Source organism: Nonomuraea sp. NPDC049129 (genome assembly GCF_040648495.1).
Classification (GTDB): domain Bacteria; phylum Actinomycetota; class Actinomycetes; order Streptosporangiales; family Streptosporangiaceae; genus Nonomuraea.
The window spans coordinates 565,177-582,752 of record NZ_JBEZDU010000003.1 but is presented as its reverse complement, the minus strand read 5'-3'; the positions used below and the strand labels follow the sequence as shown (position 1 = coordinate 582,752).

The following is a 17,576-nucleotide window of genomic DNA, read 5'->3' as shown; positions in this document are numbered from 1 at the left end:
GCTAGGCCGGGCGCAGGGTGAACCGGTCCGGCGCGCCGTCGAAGACGCCGCCGGCCTGGTCGTCGATGCCTGTCTGCCGGATGACGTCCTTGTCGGGACGCAGGATGTCACGTACCACGAAGGCCATCATGATGGCGATCGTGAGGACCCGTCCCCATACGGCGGTGAAGTAGGTGTTGTCGCCGATGCCCAGGTCGGGACGGCTGACCGGAGACTGGGAGAGCAGATAGAGCCAGATCGCGCAGAAATACCAGATCTCGGCGACCTGCCAGAGCGCGATCGGCTTCCAGTTGGGCCTGGCCAGCACCGCGAAGGGCACCAGCCACAGGACGAACTGCGGCGACCACACCTTGTTCGTCATCATGAACGCGGCCAGCGCGAGGAAGCAGATCTGCGCCAGTCTCGGCCGGCGCGGCGCCATCAGCGTGAGGGCCGCGATGCCCAGGCACAGCAGGCCCAGCGAGACCATGCCCAGGCGGCTGACGTCGGTGTCACCCAGGACCGGCCAGCCCTTGTTCTGGAAGAACAGCCAGGGCGAGCCCCAGTCGACGCCGCGTTCCTCGGAGAAGACGTAGAAGCGGCGCCAGCCGTCCCAGGCCAGCACCATGAACGGCACGTTGACCACCAGCCATGACCCGGCGGTCGCCCCCATCGTGACGAGGAACGGCCGCCATCGCGCGGTGCGCATGGTGAGCAGCAGGAGCGCGCCGACGAACATGATCGGGTAGAACTTCGTCGCGATCGCCAGGCCGAGCAGCACGCCGGCCAGCACCTGCCGCTTCCGGGCCCAGGCCAGCAGCATGCCCATCGACAGCGCGCCCGCGACCAGGTCCCAGTTGATGTAGGCGGCCAGGACGATCGACGGGGCGAGCGCGTACCAGAGCGCGTCCCACCGCCTGGTCGGTCCCGCCACCGCCGCCATCAGCAGCACGCCGACCACCAGGCAGACGCCGAGCAGGATGACAGTGATGTCGTAGAACCTGACCGCCTGGGCGACCACGTCGCGCTCCAGCCAGCGGGCGATCCAGCTGATCACCTGCATGACCTCGCCGAGGACCACCGGATATTCGACGTGCTTGTCGAACGGCACGTCGGCGAAGTAGGGGTTCTGCGTCGCCAGCTGCCGGTCGAAGTAGAGCGGGTAGATATCGGTGTAGCAGAAGTTCGTGTACGTCGAGACCTGGTCGTTCCACCCGCCCGTGCGGCAGGGCAGCCGCACGATGTAGGCGAGCGTGGCCCCCAGGGCCGCGAACAGCCCCAGGGGAAGGTACGGCACGGCCCGGTTCATGAGCGGTGGGCGGACCTCGGTGCTCGACTTCACCAGTCCTCGCGTCTGCTCGGCATCGGACCGGGAACGATGACCGGGTTGGACCCCTGGCTCTGGCGGCCCCGCCCGTCGAAACCGCCGCCGTCGTCCTGCGGCTCGCCGTTCTGGTTGGGGTCGACCGTGATGATCTGGTCGTCGTCGCCGGTGCACGGCGGGACGACGCCGCAGTTGGCGTTGGGGTCCTCGTCCTCAAGGGACGGGTCGTCCTCGGTGGGCGTCGGCGTGGGCGTCGGGCTCGGCACGATGTTCTCCGGCTGCCCGATGTCGGCCCTGGTGGGGAACTGCTCGACCTGCTTGTTCTGGAGTGCGGCGGTCATGAACGCGCGCCAGATCGTGGTGGGCGTGTCCGCACCCTCGAACTGCAGCGTGGTCTCATACGCCTTGGTGTAAGGCTTGTTGACGTTGTACTTCTTGGATGGCGGCTGACCCTTGGGGGTGAGGGGGCAGTTCGAGTTGATGGGCTGGACGACCTTGCCGGTCTTCGTCTTGCACACCTCACGGTACATACCGACCGCCGTAGACAGCTGCGGAGTGTAACCGACGAACCAGGCTTCCTTCTCGTCGTTGTTCGTACCGGTCTTGCCCGCCGCCGGGCGGTTGCCCAGGCCCTTGCCCCTCGCGGTGCCGCTCCGCAGCACCTCCTGCATGGCCACCGTCGCGTCGGCGGCGGCCTCGGGGCTGATCACGTTCTTGGAGGACTTCTGCTCGGGATAGGCGACCTGCCCGTTCAGCTTGATCTCCTTCACCACGTGATATTTGGTGTACTTGCCGGCGTTGGCGAAGATCGAGTATCCGGCCGCCTGCTCCACGGCGGTGACCGGCGCGCTACCGATGGCAAACCCGTAGCCGTGGTCATCGACGTCCTTCTCCATGCGCGTCCGGCTGAACCCGGCCGACTCGACGAGGCTCTTGACGTCGTCGATCCTTTCGGGCAGCGCGTACGCCATCGACACGTAGGCGGTGTTGACGGACTGCGCGGTCGCCTTGACCACGTCGATCGAGGCGCCCACGTTGTGGCTGTTCTTGAAACCGCCGGGCTGCTGCCCCGGCAGTTTCTTCGGCACCGTGACGCTGCCCGGTACGTAGCTGTTGATCGAGTATCCGGCCTTCAGCCATGCGGCCAGCACGTAGGGCTTGAACGCGGAGGCGGCCTGCTTGGCCGAGTCGAAGGGCTCGTTCCACGGGTCCTTGAGGTAGTCAGTGCCTCCGTAGAAGGCCACCACGCGGCCGTTCTTGGGGTCAACGGCGGCGAGACTGGTGTGGAACTCCTTCGACATGTTCTTCGTCGCGTCCTGCACCGCGGTCTTGGCGGCCTGCATGAGCCTCTTGTCGAAGGTGGTGACGATCTCGTAGCCGCTGCTCTTGATGGCGTCCATGGTGATGCCGCGCGCCTCGAGTTCCCGAGTGACCGCCTCGAGCATGTAGCCGTTGAGACCCGCGTAGGCGCTGTCCGTGTTGGACTTCTTGATCTTGGGCCACTCCGCCGTCTTCGCTTCCGCGGCGTATTTGTCCGGCCACTGCTTGGCCATGTAGTCCAGGACGGTCTTCCAGCGGAATTTGAGCGCGGGGTCCTCGGAGCCCCAGCTCGGCGTCTGGATGTGCGCGGCCAGGTAGGCCGCCTCCGACAGGGTGAGGTTCGAGGCATGCTTGCTCTTGCCGAAATACGCCTGGGCTGCCGCCTCGACGCCGTAGGCCCGGCCGAAGTTGACGGTGTTGAGGTAGGTCTTAAGGATGTCCTCTTTGGACTTCGTCTGGTTGAGCTTGACCGCGATGAAGATCTCGCTGACCTTACGCTTGATCGAGACTTCCGAGCTGAGGCCGCCGTAGTAACCGCGGGCCATCTGCTGGGTGATCGTCGAGGCGCCCTGCAACTGCTGACCCGTCGCGGTCATCCACAGCGAGCGGGCCATGCCGGAGATGGAGATGCCGGAGTCCTCGTAGAACGTGTCGTTCTCGATGGCCACCGTGGCGTCCCTGAGCTTCTCGGACATCTGCTCGTACGGGATGATCTTCCGGGGTGTGCCGAGCTTGGCGATGACCTTCTTGCCGTCCGAGAAGTAGACGGTGCTGCCCTGGGCGGTCGCCCCGGCCTGCGTGTCGTTCTCGTCGGGCACCGGGGTGTTGGCGTAGGCCACCGCGATCATGCCGAAGATGCCGGCCGCGAGGACCGTCATCGAGGCCATGACGATCTTCCAGCTGGGGATGAAGCGGCGCCACTTCGGCCGCTCGTCCTTGGGCCGCTCAGGGCCCTCGGGGCCGCCGGGGCCGCCAGGCCCTTGGGGTCCGCCGGAGCCGCGCCCGCGCGCCCGCCTGGGCGCGTCGCTGATCATGGTCTCCTGGTTGCTGCGGGCGCGGGTGTCGTATTCGCCTTCGCCGCGCGAGCGCTCACGGCCGCCCTGGCGCCGCCCAGGCTCGCGCGGCGCGGCCTCGCGCCGACCCGGCTGGCGGGGGCCGGGACTGCCCGGACCCGGCTGTTGGGGGCCTGATTGCGGCATGCCCGGACGCTGGGAGCCCATTTGCTGGGGGCCCGGCTGCTGGGGGTCCGCGTATGGCTGGGCGGCCATCGCGCCGGTCTGCTCGTACGCGGCTTCCGGCCGACGCTGAGGCTGTGCCGCCCCCCAGCCTGCTTCGCCGGTTTGCGGCGAATTGTCTTGGGGCACAGAACGGGATGAGTTGGAGCGACGGCGCCTTCCAGGCCGACCCGTCCCCTCATTGCTGCTGTTACTCACACGTCCTCACAACGTCGTCGGATAGCACGGCGGATGGGCGTGGGGCTCCTCGCCGTCCTCGGTCTTCTACGGTCGCCCGACGCGGTCCGGCGGTCCGTTGCCGAGGACGAACGACACCGTCAGGTGGTTCCAGGAACAACCTTGACAGACCTCGACGGCGTACACCCGGAACTCATCGTAATCATGGGCCATATCGGCGAGTTCCGACGCGACCTTTGCCTCACCGGCATGGCGTCCCGGGGAATCCCCGGAGACGTAGGTCACGTTGGTGACGTTCTCCCCCTCGCACATCGGGCAGAGGTGTTCGGTCGGTTCGCCGAAGTGGCGCGCCGCGCGAAGGAGGTACGACTGTGCGTCACGAATATCCCCAGGCGACGTACACCTGGGGTGCGGGAAGTCGACCACCGCCCGCTTGGCAAGGCCGTAGTCCACCACCTTTCCCTGTGACCACATGAGCGCCAGACTACGGCGTTTTGCTGAATCATCCCAACGCCTTGGCAAAGTCGTTAATTGCGGCGATATAGCGGCGCGACGTATCATCGGGATGTATCGGCTCGATACATCGACGTGAGAGGGGGCGGTTCCAGTGGCCAGCGGGCAGGGCAGAGTGCTGGAGCTGGCCGTGCTCGGGTCGCTGCACGAGACGCCGCTACATGGCTATGAGCTGCGCAAACGGCTCAATGCCTTGCTGGGCATGTTCCGCGCCTTCTCCTACGGGTCGCTCTACCCCTGTCTGCGCTCACTGCTCGAACAGGGCCTCATCGTGGAGGAGCAGCCGGCGCCCGCCGCGATCGTCGGGGGCCGGTCGAAGATCGTCTACAAGCTGACCGCGGAGGGCAAGGAACGGCTCCAGGACCTGCTGACGCAGGCAGGGCCGTCCGCGTGGGAGGACGAGAGTTTCGGCGTCCACTTCGCGTTCTTCAGGCACACGGAGGCGGAGGTGAGACTGCGGATCCTCGAAGGCCGCCGCAGCCGCCTGGAGGAACGCCTCGACAGCGTGCGCACGGCCCTGGCCCGCACCAGGGAGCGCCTCGACAGCTACACGCTCGAACTGCAACGTCACGGGCTCGAATCGGTCGAACGCGAGGTGCGGTGGCTGAACGAGCTGATCGCGACAGAGAGACGGGGCTCCTCTGAGGAGAACCCCGAGAGATCAACTGATGAGTAAGGGAGCGAGTGCGATGGGTTCGGTTCGCGTGGCCATTGTCGGTGTTGGCAACTGCGCGGCGTCACTGGTTCAGGGCGTTCACTATTACAAGGACGCCGACCCGGCCACACGGGTGCCGGGCCTGATGCACGTGAAGTTCGGCGACTATCACGTGGGCGACGTCGAGTTCGTCGCCGCGTTCGACGTCGACGCCAAGAAGGTCGGCCGCGACCTGTCCGAGGCGATCGGCGCCAGCGAGAACAACACGATCAAGTTCGCGGACGTGCCGCCCACCGGGGTGATCGTCCAGCGCGGCCATACCTTCGACGGACTTGGCGAGTACTACCGCGAGATCATCGAAGAGTCCGACGAGTCGCCGGTCGACGTCGTCCAGGTGCTCCGCGAGAGCCAGGTGGACGTCCTGGTGTCCTACCTCCCCGTGGGCTCCGAGGCGGCCGACCGGTTCTACGCCCAGTGCGCGCTGGACGCCAAGGTGGCGTTCGTCAACGCGCTGCCGGTGTTCATCGCCTCCGACCCGGAATGGGCGGAGAAGTTCACCGCGGCCGGCGTGCCGATCGTCGGCGACGACATCAAGTCGCAGGTCGGCGCGACCATCACGCACCGCGTGCTGGCCAAGCTGTTCGAGGACCGTGGGGTCGAGCTGCTGCGCACGTACCAGCTCAACGTCGGCGGCAACATGGACTTCATGAACATGCTGGAGCGCACGCGCCTCCAGTCGAAGAAGATCTCCAAGACGCAGTCGGTCACCTCGCAGATCCCGCACGAGATGGCCAAGGCCGACGTGCACATCGGCCCGTCGGACCACGTGCCGTGGCTCGACGACCGGAAGCTGGCCTTCGTGCGGCTGGAGGGGCGCTCGTTCGGCGACACGCCGCTCACCCTGGAGTACAAGCTGGAGGTGTGGGACTCGCCCAACTCGGCGGGGATCATCATCGACGCCGTGCGCGCCGCCAAGATCGCCCTCGACCGGGGGATCGCGGGACCGATCCTGAGCGCGTCCTCCTACTTCATGAAGTCGCCGCCGGTCCAATACTCGGACGACGACGCGCGCGACTACGTCGAGAAGTTCATCCGCGGCGAAGTGGACAGATAGGTCCGTGGTCCGGCGCCGTGCACTCCGCGCGGCGCCCCACAAAGCCCCACAAAATCTCACAAAGCGGTACGGGCAGCGCTTCGGGCGGCCGGAGGCAGCTCCTCCACCGAGGCCGGGCGCCAGTCCAGGGGATTGGTGCCCAGTTCGTTCAGCATGGGGACCTGTTCGCGGCACCACGGGCTGATCGCCAGCAGGGTGCTCAGGACGCCGTCCGCGAACTCCTTCCAGGGCATCCACCGGATTTCGTCAACCTCGTCCGGGTTCGGGATGGCGGAGGCATCGACCGTCACGCGGTAGACGGGGCAGAGCTCGTGTTCGACGATGCCGTTGGGCATGACCGCGCGATAGGTGAACGTCGGCAGCATGAGATCCACCCGGTCCACCGTCAGGCCGAGCTCGTAGGACAGCCTGCGGATGACCGCGTGCTTCAGCGGCTCGCCGGGTAGCGGGTGGCCGCAGCAGCTGTTGGTCCACACGCCCGGCCAGGTCAGTTTGCCCGCGGCGCGCCTGGTCAGCAGGACGCGGCTGTCCTCGTCGAAGACGTAACTGGAGAACGCCAGGTGGAGCGGGGTTTCCTGGCCGTGCACCGAGCTCTTGGGAGCGGTGCCGATCGCGTTGCCGTCGCCGTCGACCAACACCACGTGTTCTTCCATCGTCACGCTACGAAGCGTACGTGATCATGTTGGCCACTGGCGACGAATGACTGCCTGCTGTACCAACCTGTGAATCGGGCGGAAGTAGGCTGACTGCGTGTCATTCGTCGCCGATCTTCGCGTGGTCCTGAAGGGCAGGGACTTCCGACGGCTGTTCGCCACCCGGCTGGTCTCCCAGTTCTCCGACGGGGTCTTCCAGTTCGCCGTGGTCGGGTTCGCCTTCTTCAGCCCGGAGACGCAGACCACGGCTCTGCAGGTGGCGGCCGGGCTGGCCGTGCTGCTGCTGCCGTACAGCATTCTCGGCCCGTTCGTCGGCGTCTTCATCGACCGCTGGTCGCGGCGGCAGATCCTCGTCATCGCGCCGATCGTGCGCGGCGCGCTGTTGGTCGTGGCGGCGGCGCTGGTCGCCGCCGACGTGCCCGACACGGTCTTCTACGCGGCCGCGCTCGGCGTGCTCGCCGCCAACCGGTTCTTCCTGGCCGCCCTCGGCGCGTCGCTGCCGCACGTGGTGCCGGAAGACCGGCTGATGGCCGCCAACGCGGTCACGCCCACCTCGGGCACGGTTTTCACCTTTCTCGGCGCCGGGGTGGGCTTCCTGCTGCGTGAGCTGTTCGGCAGCGGCGACTTCGGCGTGGCGCTGCTGCTGGTCGTCTCGGGCGTGGTCGCCGGGATGAGCGCGCTGATCGCCCGCACCATGGAGCGCTCGCTGCTCGGCCCCTCCTTCGACCCCGAGCGGCCGCAAGCCCGCGAGGCCGTGCGCAACGTGCTCATCGGCCTCGTCGACGGCGCCAAGCACCTGGTGGGCCACCGTACGGCCGCCGCCACTATGGGCGCGATGGCGACACACCGGTTCATGTACGGCATGGCCACCGCGCTCGGCATCATCCTCTACCGCTACTACTTCTCCGGCGGCGACTCCGAGGTGGCGCTGCGTGGGCTCAGCCTGGTCGTGGCCACCTCGGGTGTTGGCTTCTTCCTCGCGGTGATCGTCACTCCGTGGGCCACCGCGCGGTTCACGATCGAGCGGTGGGTACCGATCGCGCTGGTCGTGGCCGGCGTGCTCACGGCGGTGCTGGTCGTGCCGTTCCAGACGTGGAGCCTGCCGATCGCCGGGTTCGTGCTCGGCATCGCCGGGCAGAGCGTCAAGATCTGCGCCGACGTCACGGTCCAGCGCGACGTGGAGGACGCCTACCTGGGCCGGGCCTTCTCGATCTACGACATGCTGTTCAACGGCATGTACGTGCTGGCGGCCGCCCTGTCCGCGGCGATCCTGCCGGCCAACGGCAAGTCCTACGCGGCCGTGGTGATCGTGACGGCCGGTTACCTGGCGGGCGCACTGATCTACCGGATGATCATCCCGACGCCGCGCGCCACGGCCTCCCGCTGATCATCCGGGGCGCCGCGCCACGGCCTCCTGCTGAGATCAAGCCGGCGTCGTGTCGCCGGCCGGTGACGCACCGCTCTCCCGCGCCCACTCCAGCAGCGCCTCGGTGGCGGTCTCCTTGCCGACCATCCCCTTGTCCAGGCGGAGCTCCAGCAGGAACTTGTACGCCCGCCCGACGATCGGGCCGGGACCGACGCCGAGGATCCGCTGGATCTCGTTGCCGTCGAGCTCCGGGCGGATCTTGGCCAGCTCCTCCTCGTCGGCCAGCCGGGCGATGCGCTCCTCTAGCTGGTCGTACGTACGCGACAGCGTGGCCGCCTTGCGCTTGTTGCGCGTCGTGCAGTCGGCCCTGGTCAGCTTGTGGAGCCGGTCGAGCAGGTGACCGGCGTCGCGCACATAGCGGCGCACCGCGCTGTCGGTCCACTCGCCCGTGCCGTAACCGTGGAAGCGCAGGTGCAGCTCCACCAGCTGCGACACGTCGGCCACCACGTCCTTGGGGAACTTGAGCTCGGTCATGCGCTTCTTGGCCATCTGCGCCCCCACCACCTCGTGGTGATGGAAGGAGACCCGCCCGCCCGCCTCGTGCCGCCGCGTCTTGGGCTTGCCGATGTCGTGCAGCAGCGCGGCCCAGCGCAGGATCCGGTCGGGCTTGCCGTCGTCCTCCTGGGCGATGGCCTGGTCGAGGACGGTCAGCGTGTGCTCGTAGACGTCCTTGTGCCGGTGGTGCTCGTCGATCTCCAGGCGCAGCTTGGGCAGCTCGGGCAGCACGTGCGCGGCCAGCCCGGTCTCGACCAGCAGGCGCAGGCCCTCGCGCGGGTAGGTGCCGCAGATCAGCTTGTCGAGCTCGTCACGGATGCGCTCGGCCGAGACGATCTCGATGCGCTCGGCCATGTCGGTCATCGCCGCGAGGGCCTTGGCGTCGACCGTGAAGCCGAGCTGCGAGGCGAACCTGGCGGCGCGCAGCATGCGCAGCGGGTCGTCGTCGAAGGACTGCTCGGGCGTGCCCGGCGTGCGCAGCAGCTTGGCCGACAGGTCGGTCAGGCCGCCGTAGGGGTCGACGAACGCGTGCCCCGGCAGCCGCACGGCCATCGCGTTGACCGCGAAGTCGCGCCGCTCCAGGTCGGCCTCCAGCGTCTCGCCGTACATGACCTCCGGCTTGCGGGACTTGGGGTCGTACGACTCGCTGCGGTAGGTGGTGATCTCCAGCAGCGAGCCGCCCTTCCGCACGCCGACCGTGCCGAAGTCGATGCCGATCGTCCAGACCGAATCAGCCCAATCACGGACCATTTCCAGGACCCGTTCGGGCCTGGCGTCGGTGGTCAGGTCGAGATCGTTGCCCACGCGGCCGAGCAGGATGTCGCGCACCGGGCCGCCGACGAGGGCCAGCTCGTGCCCATGCGCGGCGAACAACCGGCCAAGCTCGTCGGCCACCGGAGCGATCTTACGGAACAGGTCGGTCATGGCCCGCTGCTGGCTTTCGGTCAGATTTGAGTCGGACAAGCTGGGTAGGTCCTTTGATTCCGGAACATATCCCCCGAGCAATATCCAGTCGGGGTTACCGTCGGTCAGGGGACCGTCGGGGGCCATGGAACCAGGCCAGGAGGTCTTCTATGAAGGACGCCCTCGCGATCCACCGCTGGCTCCTCGCACACCAGGTCCATCATGAGATCGTACGCCTTCCTCGCCCCATGACTTGCGTGGACGAGTTGCCCGAGGCGGTCTCCGCCGCGCCCGGGCGGTGCGTGGCGGTCACGGTGTTCGAGGTCGCCACGAGAATCGGCCGCGAGGTCGTCGTCGCCGTCGTCTCCGCCGTCTCGGACCCACCGCAGGCCGGGGCCGTCTGCGGCGCGCTCGGCGTGCGGCAGGTACGCCTCGCCCCCGACTTTCTGGTCAATTCCGCCACCGACTACGCGGCCGGGCTCGTCAGCCCGTTGCTGCTGCCCGAGGGCCTGGCCGTGGCGGTGGACGACCGCCTCCGCGCCGATGCCGACGCGATCTTCACGGCCACCGGGGAACGCCACACGGCCCTCTCCATGCGCGCCCTTGACCTGCTGACACTCCTGCCCGGCAAGACCGTGAACCTGCGGATCCCGAGGCCCAGAGGATCCCGCCAGGCGGTCGCGATACGGCACTGAGCCCGTACCATTGCGGGCGTGCGTCGTACTCCAGCTCGGGCGGACGCGTGATCCGTAAGGTCTCGCTGCTCGCCGTACTGTCCGCCGCGTTGCTCGCGCCCATGGCCGCGACGACGCCGAGTACTGCTGCCACGAAGACGCCGGGCACGGCCGCCGGGAAGGCGAACAGGCAGTCGATGGACGTGTCGATCACGTCCATCACGCCCGATGTGCCTACGAGCCAGACCACGCAGATCAAGATCGCCGGAGTGGTCCGCAACGACACGGGCGAGGCGATGACCAGCCTGCGGGTCCAGCTGCGTTACCAGCCGCAGAAGTTCCCCGACCGGGCCACCATGTCCGCCTACCAGACCGACCAGAACCCGGCGACCCTGCCCACGAGGCTCTCTACGCAGGTCTCCTTCATGGACATCCCGGCGCTGGAGGCGGGTGCCTCCAAGACCTTCGAGCTCCTGGCGACACCCGTGCAGCTCGGGCTGACGTCGTTCGGTGTCTATCCGATCGCCGTCGACGTGGCCCGCTTCGGTGCGTCGATCTCCACGCCGCAGCGCACCTACCTGACGTACGCGCCGCCGACCCCGCAGAAACTGCCGCGCAACCGGCTGGCCATCGCGCTGCCCATCATCGACCAGACGCATCGCGCCGAGAACGACAACTTCGTCGACGACAAGCTGGGCCCGCAGCTGACCGGCAAGGGCCGGCTCGCCGAGCTGGCCGGCATCGCCGCCACGGCGCACAAGAGCGTCACCTGGTTCGTGGACCCCGCGCTCCTCGACGACGCGCAGGCTCTGTCCCGCAAGCACCGGCTCAAGGGCAAGGACCAGGCCGCCGACCCCAACGCCGCGCAGTGGCTCAACTCGCTGCGCACCGCGCTGGCCTCCTCCCCGGTCGTGGCCACGCCCTACGCCGATCCCGACGTCGCCGCGCTCGCCCACCAGGGGCTGGACGGCCAGACCGCCACGGCGATCGCGATGGGCGGCCAGGTCGCCACGGAGCTGCTCAAGCGCGACGTGTCGCTGACGACGAACTGGCCGGTCGCGGGCGTGCTCGATCCCGACGCGCTCGACCTGCTCAACGTCTCCAAGGTCGACCGGGTCCTGCTCAACTCCACGAACCTGCCGCCGCAGCCGCCGGTCGCGTTCACGCCCGACGCCGTCACCACGCTCGACAGCGTCGAGGGGCCGGTCACCGCGCTGGTCGCCGACGCGGAGCTCACGCGCACCTTCGAGCCCGACTCCACCGCGCCGGGCTCGGTCTTCCTGAGCAAGCAGCGCTTCATCGCCGAGACCGCGATGGTCGCCTCCGAGCCTGGCCAGACCAATCCCCGGTCGCTGGTCATCGCACCCTCGCGCCGCTGGGACCCGAACCCGAAGCTGGTCAACACTCTGCTCAAGACCGCGAACCGGCTGCCGTGGCTGACGCTGACCCAGCTCGGCTCGCTCAAGCCGAGCAAGGCGTCCGTGCCCAGGGCCGCGCTCACCTACACCGACCAGGACCGCAAGGACGAGCTCAGCGCCAAGTACCTCGCCCCGCTCAAGAAAGTGGCCGAGAAGGCACAGCTCACCGCCCTGATCGCGGCCGAGCCCAAGCCGCACTCCGACTTCGACGCCGCGGTGCTCAGGCTGGCCTCCTCGTCCTGGCGCAACAACACGCGTGCGGGCCGCGCCGCCACCAAGCTGGTCGACGGGGCCGTTCAGACCCAGATGAACAAGATCTCGATCACCGGGGCCGACCCCGACCAGCTGCGCCAGCTGGCCGGGAGCAACGGCCAGGTGCCCATCAGCGTGAAGAATTCGATCGGTGAGACTATCGCTCTCTACATCGACGTGAAGAGCAACAATCCCGGTGTCCTCCAGATCAACCCCACGCCGTCCAAGAAGCTGCTGACGATCCCCAACGATCAAAATGGCGGCGTCCAGGTGGGGATGAACGCGACAACGAGCGGTGACGCCACGGTGAGCGTCCAGCTGATGACCAGGAACGGTCTGCCGTACGGCAAGCCGGTCAAGCTGACGATCCGCACCACCGGCTACACGGGGATCGCCCTGGTCATCGTCGGGGCGGCGCTGGCGGTCATGCTCGCCGCGGTCGTGACACGGGTGCTACGGCGCAGATCGCAGCGACGGCTCGCTCGGGCCGCCAAGAGCCGGGAGAGTGAGACCGTATGAGCCGCATGTTGCGGGCCAGCGCCATCATGGCGGCGGGCACGATGGTGTCCAGGGTCACGGGATTCGTGCGGACGATGGTGCTCGCCTCCGCGATCGGCACCTTGGCCATGGGTGACGCCTACAACGCCGCGTACGCGATTCCATACAGCATTCTCGACCTACTGCTGCTCGGCGTGCTCAGCAGCGTCGTGGTGCCGATGATCGTCAAGGCGCAGCAGCGCGACTACGACGGCGGCCGGGCCTATGAGCAGCGCCTCATGACGCTGGCCACGGCGGCGCTGCTGGTCGTCGCCGTGCTCGCCGTGCTGGCGGCCCCCCTGCTCATCGACCTCTACACCACCGACTGGCTGCCCGGCAGCCGCAAGTTCGAGGTCGCGGTGCTGCTGGCCCGGTTCATCCTGCCGCAGCTGGCCTTCTTCGGCGTCGGCGCGGTGGCCGGGGCCATTCTCAACACGCGTGACCGCTACGCGGCTCCCATGTGGGCGCCGGTGATCAACAACCTCGTGGTCATCTGTGTGCTCGTGCTCTACATGGTGGTGGCCGGCAAGGCGGGCGGCGACATCGGCCTGGTCACCAACGGCCAGATCGCGCTGCTCGGCCTGGGCACCACGGCGGGCATCGTGGCGCAGGCCGCCGTGCTGATCGTCGCGCTCAAGCGGATCGGGTTCTCCTTCGTCCCGCGCTTCGACGTGCGCAACGCGCGGCTCGGCGAGATGGGCCGGGCCGGGATCTGGACCATCGGCTACGTGGTGGTCACGCAGCTCGGCTTCATGCTGACGACCAACCTGTCCAGCGCGGCGGGCGATGCGGTGCCCGGCCACGGCATCAGCCCGTACACGCTGGCCTTCCAGCTCTTCCAGCTGCCCTACGGCGTCATCGGCGTCTCGGTGATCACGGCCATGCTGCCCAGGATGAGCCGGGCGGTAGAAGCGGGGCAGCTCGACGAGGTCCGCTCAGAGTTCGGGTCGAGCGTGCGACTCATCAGCTCGGTGATGGTCCCGGTGTCGCTGCTGCTGATGGTGCTCGGCCCGGCGATCACCGTGCCGTTGTACGCCCACGGCGTCACCTCGGCCGACGCGGCCGTCTACATCGGCAACGTGCTGCAGGTCTACGGCCTGGCGCTGGTGCCGTTCTCGATCTTCCAATTGCTGCTGCGGGTCTTCTACAGCTTCGGCGACACCCGGACGCCCGTTTACGTGGGCGCGGCGACGACGGCGGTCAACGCGCTGCTGATGGTAGTCTTCAACGTCCTGCTGCCGGCTCGGTACGCGGTGATGGGGTTGGCCTTCGCCTACGCCGTCGCCTACACCATCGGGGCCGGCGGCGCCTGGATTCTCGCCGCCCGCCGGGTCAAGGGGCTGGGGGGCTGGAAGATCGGGACGGCTCTGACGAGGATGTACCTGTCCGCACTGCCCGCGGCGGCACTGGCGCTGGTGGCCGTCTGGGCGGTTCAGGATGTGTTCGGCGGGCTCACCTTCCTCAACTCGGTGATCGCCTTGGCCGTGGGCGGCGGTCTGGGCATGCTGTTGTATCTGGGAGTCGCCCATCGCATGCGCATCCCGGAGATCAACTCGATCGTTGGGATGGTTGCCGGGCGGGTAGGCAGGTAAGGAACGCGGGTGGAACCGGCGCGGCACTAGCATGGTGCCGACACGGCGCGAATGGAAGCAGGAGGGGCGTGGGCGGATCCACCCGGCATAGCGTGCCTACGTGGTACACCCCCACGCAGGTGAGTCGAGTCATGAGCACCCCCGAGCGGCCGAGCGGAGTGAGTCAGTGAGCACGTCGTCGGTCGAACCCGGCACCCGTCTCGCCGAACGCTTCCGGCTGGAGGACCGGGTGACCGAGTCCGATGGAGCCACCCTGTGGAAGGCCATCGACGAGATCCTCGCCCGCCCCGTCGCGGTCCACACCTTCTCCCCTGACTTTCCCCGCGTCCACGAGGTGGTCACGGCCGCCCGCGCCGCCAGCAGGCTCACCGATCCGCGCCTGACGCAGGTGTTCGACGCCGCCGAGCACGACGATCACTCGTACGTGGTCAGCGAGTGGGTCACCGGCGACACCCTGTCCGACCTGCTCGCGGCCGGCCCGCTGGAGCCGGAGCGGGCCGCCGGCCTGGTCGCCGAGGCCGCCGAGGCGCTGGCCCACGCGCATGAGGCCGACCTCTATCACCTGTGCCTGCGCCCGGCGCACCTGGTGTGGACGACCGGCAACACGGTCAAGGTGCTCGGCGTCGCGGTCGACGCCGCCCTGTCCGGGCTCACCACCGACCAGCCCGCCCTCGACGACGCCGAAGGGCTGGGCCGCCTGCTGTACGCGGGGCTGTCCGGCCACTGGCCGGGCGACGAGGAGGAGGGCGGTCTGCCCACGGCGCCGATGATCGACGGGCACTTCTGCACGCCCCGCCAGGTCACCGCCGGAGTGCCCGGATATCTCGACGCGGTCACCATCAGGTCCTGCCTGCCCGAGTCCCGCAAGGGGCAGGCCGCCCTGTCCAGCCCGTCCGAGATCGCCGACGCGCTCGCCAACGTGGCCCGGCCCATGCCGATCCCGATCGCCTATCCCCAGACGCCGGCGGTGCAGTCGGTCTCGCACTCCGAGGGCATCGAGACCGAGCGGCGCCCGCCGCGCCCGCCTCTGCCGACGCAGCCCAGGCCCATGCCGCCCCGCGCACCCAGCGGCGGCAGCATGATCAACCGGGTGCTGATGACCGTCGTGGTGCTGCTCGTCATCGCCGCGGTCGGCGTCGGTGCCTGGACGATCGGCCGCAGTCTGGGCAGTCCGAACTCCCCGCAGGCGGAGACCTCCCCGAGCGCCTCGGCCTCCGCGTCGGCGCAGCCGATGGTCGTCGTGAAGCCGGAGAAGGCGACCGGCTTCGATCCGCTCGCCGACCGGGATGAGAAGAACGAGATGGCGCCGCTCGCCATCGACGGCAAGCCCAGCACGCTCTGGAAAACGGAGAACTACAACAGCGCCGACCTGGGCAACCTCAAGGCCGGGGTGGGATTGCTGCTCGATATGGGCAAGAGCATGCCGATCGGCGACGTGGTGGCTACGCTGGCCGATGCATCGGGCGCGAGCGTCGAGCTGAAGGTCGGCGATTCGCCTGAGCTGGGCTCGCTGAAGACCGTCACCAAGGAGAAGAACGGGTCCGGAAAGATCACCTTGAAGCCTGATCAAGCCGCAAGCGGCAGGTACGTTTTGATCTGGTTTACCCGTCTTCCGGCAGATGCGGGCAAGTTTCATGGCACCATCTATGAAGTAGTGGTGCATTCTCCCGGATCGGCATAACCCAGGAATCCCTCTTGTGAACTCCCCACCCGAGCCACCCTCCTCCGCGGAGCGGCCCGCCGTCACCGACGCCGAGCTGCTGACCGCGCACATCAACGGGGATCCTCACGCCTTCAGCGAGATCGTCAAGAGACACCGTGACCGCATGTGGGCCGTGGCCCTGCGCACGCTGGGCGATCCCGACGAAGCGGCCGACGCGGTGCAGGACGCCTTCGTCTCCGCCTACCGGAAGGCGAGCACGTTCCGCGGCGAGGCCGCGGTCACGACCTGGCTGCACCGGATCGTGGTGAACGCCTGCCTCGACCGGATGCGCCGCAAGTCCGTCAGACCGGTCGCCGATGACGAGCTCATCGAGGCCGCCGAGCGTGACACGCCGATGCCCGACCAGACGGGTGAGCGTGAGGTTTCGATGGAGGTTTCGGCCGCGCTGAAACTGCTTCCGACCGACCAGCGCGCCGCGCTGGTGCTCGTCGACATGATGGGCTATTCGGTCGAAGACGCAGCTCAGGTGCTTGAAGTGCCCAGCGGGACGGTGAAGAGCCGGTGCGCGCGGGGGCGCGCGAAACTTGCCCCAATTCTTTCGCATCTGCGGAACCGATCGGACCTCAGTCGCGTCTCATCCGCGAAGGGAGCAGAACTTCGTGACGGGTGATACGCACTACGATCTGGAAATCCTGGCCGAGTTGGCCGAGGGTCTCCTAGACGCTGGCACGGCCCGCCAGGTCCGCGAGCATCTCGCGGTATGCGACCCCTGTGGGGAGCTACTGGCCGACCTGGCAGCGGTTCGCGAGGTGCTCGCGGCGACTCCGACACCGGCCATGCCGATGGGAGTCGCACTGCGCATCGACAAGGCGCTGGCCGCCGAGGCGGGATCCGCGCGCGGGGGTGGTGTCGGCCTGGCGGAACCCCCCAACTGGGATGAGCTCATGCGGGACTCCCCATGGGAGCAATCCCCGCGGGAGCCGGAGCCGGTACGCCTCGGGGTGGTCTCCGACGACGGCACCATCGTCCCTGCCAAGCACACGGCCGCACGACGGCGCCGATGGGCGATGCCCGCGGTCGCCGCTGCTGCCGCGGCGGCTGTGGTGGGCACCGCAGTGCTCTCCACCAGCCTGCTCGCGGGTGGTGGTGGCACCATCGCCAGCGGGAAGCAGTTGCAGACCGCTCAGGCGTCGCCGCCTCCGCCCAAGGCGGAGGTGCGGCCCAGGCCGTACGCGCTGACGGACAGCGGGCACAACTACAGCGAACAGGAGCTGCGGCAGCCGCTCGAAGGCATCTTCGGGCCCGCGCCCATAGCGGGTGGCGGTTCCTCGGAGATCGACGTGGTCGACAAGTGCGTCAGCCGGGTGGCCAACCGTACGAAGCTCAAGGTATTCGCGGTCGACCAGGGCCAGTTCAACGGGTCGGAGGCCATCATCATGACCTCCTGGAAGAACAAGGCGGCCAAGACGCTCCGCGTCGACATCGTCGACCCGTTCAACTGCAAGAGCCTGCGTAAGCCCATGGTGGGGCGCTGGTAGGTCGGTGATCCCTTGAACGCCCACGTCAGAGCCCGCTTCGGCGGGCTCTTTCGTTTTCGGCGTGCGTTGAGGACGGGGCCGGGAATCACGGCGGCCTAGGATCTGTTG

At 68.2% G+C, this 17,576-nt stretch carries 14 protein-coding genes; 9 read left to right on the top strand and 5 right to left on the bottom strand.

Features of this window, described 5'->3' with window-relative positions:
• Position 1: 1 nt before the first annotated feature.
• From AB0B64_RS12175 to AB0B64_RS12165, 3 genes are all read right to left on the bottom strand, one after another.
• Entirely contained in the window at positions 2-1,321 is a 1,320-nt protein-coding gene (locus tag AB0B64_RS12175; protein WP_358176756.1) for a glycosyltransferase 87 family protein, read from the bottom strand.
• Complete coding sequence (locus AB0B64_RS12170; protein ID WP_358176753.1) at positions 1,318-3,822, bottom strand: transglycosylase domain-containing protein; 2,505 nt, start codon at positions 3,820-3,822, stop codon at positions 1,318-1,320. Before AB0B64_RS12170 ends, AB0B64_RS12175 begins: the two co-directional genes overlap by 4 nt.
• A 300-nt stretch (positions 3,823-4,122) precedes the next feature.
• A complete protein-coding gene (locus tag AB0B64_RS12165; protein WP_357938131.1) occupies positions 4,123-4,509 on the bottom strand; it encodes a DUF5318 family protein in 387 nt (128 codons plus the stop codon).
• Positions 4,510-4,642: 133 nt separating this feature from the next.
• Here AB0B64_RS12165 and AB0B64_RS12160 point away from each other — a divergent pair, with 133 nt between their 5' ends.
• Together AB0B64_RS12160 and AB0B64_RS12155 are read left to right on the top strand one after the other, a co-directional pair.
• Entirely contained in the window at positions 4,643-5,224 is a 582-nt protein-coding gene (locus AB0B64_RS12160) for a PadR family transcriptional regulator (RefSeq protein WP_357655325.1), read from the top strand.
• 13 nt (positions 5,225-5,237) lie between these two features.
• Positions 5,238-6,317 carry an inositol-3-phosphate synthase gene (locus AB0B64_RS12155; RefSeq protein ID WP_357938133.1) on the top strand — a complete coding sequence of 360 codons (1,080 nt, stop codon included), beginning with the start codon at positions 5,238-5,240 and terminating at the stop codon, positions 6,315-6,317.
• Positions 6,318-6,373: 56 nt separating this feature from the next.
• On the opposite strand, the gene idi is transcribed toward AB0B64_RS12155, so the two are convergent.
• Entirely contained in the window at positions 6,374-6,970 is a 597-nt protein-coding gene (gene idi, locus AB0B64_RS12150; RefSeq protein WP_357939718.1) for an isopentenyl-diphosphate Delta-isomerase, read from the bottom strand.
• Between the two features lie 97 nt (positions 6,971-7,067).
• Here idi and AB0B64_RS12145 point away from each other — a divergent pair, with 97 nt between their 5' ends.
• Positions 7,068-8,357 carry an MFS transporter gene (locus AB0B64_RS12145; RefSeq protein WP_358176751.1) on the top strand — a complete coding sequence of 430 codons (1,290 nt, stop codon included), beginning with the start codon at positions 7,068-7,070 and terminating at the stop codon, positions 8,355-8,357.
• A gap of 36 nt (positions 8,358-8,393) precedes the next feature.
• On the opposite strand, the gene AB0B64_RS12140 is transcribed toward AB0B64_RS12145, so the two are convergent.
• The gene (locus AB0B64_RS12140; RefSeq protein WP_357939720.1) at positions 8,394-9,815 is read right to left on the bottom strand and encodes a CCA tRNA nucleotidyltransferase; all 1,422 of its coding nucleotides are present in this window, start codon (positions 9,813-9,815) and stop codon (positions 8,394-8,396) included.
• 227 nt (positions 9,816-10,042) lie between these two features.
• On the opposite strand from AB0B64_RS12140, the gene AB0B64_RS12135 reads away from it, so the two are divergent.
• The 6 genes from AB0B64_RS12135 to AB0B64_RS12110 all read left to right on the top strand — a co-directional run bounded on the left by AB0B64_RS12135 (position 10,043) and on the right by AB0B64_RS12110 (position 17,468).
• Positions 10,043-10,489, top strand: coding sequence for a YbaK/EbsC family protein (locus AB0B64_RS12135; RefSeq protein ID WP_358176922.1), 447 nt, complete (start codon positions 10,043-10,045; stop codon positions 10,487-10,489).
• Between the two features lie 47 nt (positions 10,490-10,536).
• Positions 10,537-12,657 carry a DUF6049 family protein gene (locus tag AB0B64_RS12130; RefSeq protein ID WP_357938138.1) on the top strand — a complete coding sequence of 707 codons (2,121 nt, stop codon included), beginning with the start codon at positions 10,537-10,539 and terminating at the stop codon, positions 12,655-12,657.
• A complete protein-coding gene (murJ, locus tag AB0B64_RS12125; RefSeq protein WP_357938140.1) occupies positions 12,654-14,267 on the top strand; it encodes a murein biosynthesis integral membrane protein MurJ in 1,614 nt (537 codons plus the stop codon). The genes AB0B64_RS12130 and murJ overlap by 4 nt, the downstream gene beginning before the upstream one ends.
• Before the next feature lie 166 nt (positions 14,268-14,433).
• A complete protein-coding gene (locus tag AB0B64_RS12120; protein ID WP_357938142.1) occupies positions 14,434-15,948 on the top strand; it encodes a protein kinase family protein in 1,515 nt (504 codons plus the stop codon).
• Between the two features lie 16 nt (positions 15,949-15,964).
• Positions 15,965-16,600 carry an RNA polymerase sigma factor SigM gene (gene sigM, locus AB0B64_RS12115; protein WP_357938144.1) on the top strand — a complete coding sequence of 212 codons (636 nt, stop codon included), beginning with the start codon at positions 15,965-15,967 and terminating at the stop codon, positions 16,598-16,600.
• Positions 16,590-17,468 carry a zf-HC2 domain-containing protein gene (locus AB0B64_RS12110; RefSeq protein WP_357938146.1) on the top strand — a complete coding sequence of 293 codons (879 nt, stop codon included), beginning with the start codon at positions 16,590-16,592 and terminating at the stop codon, positions 17,466-17,468. Before sigM ends, AB0B64_RS12110 begins: the two co-directional genes overlap by 11 nt.
• Positions 17,469-17,576: the final 108 nt, after the last annotated feature.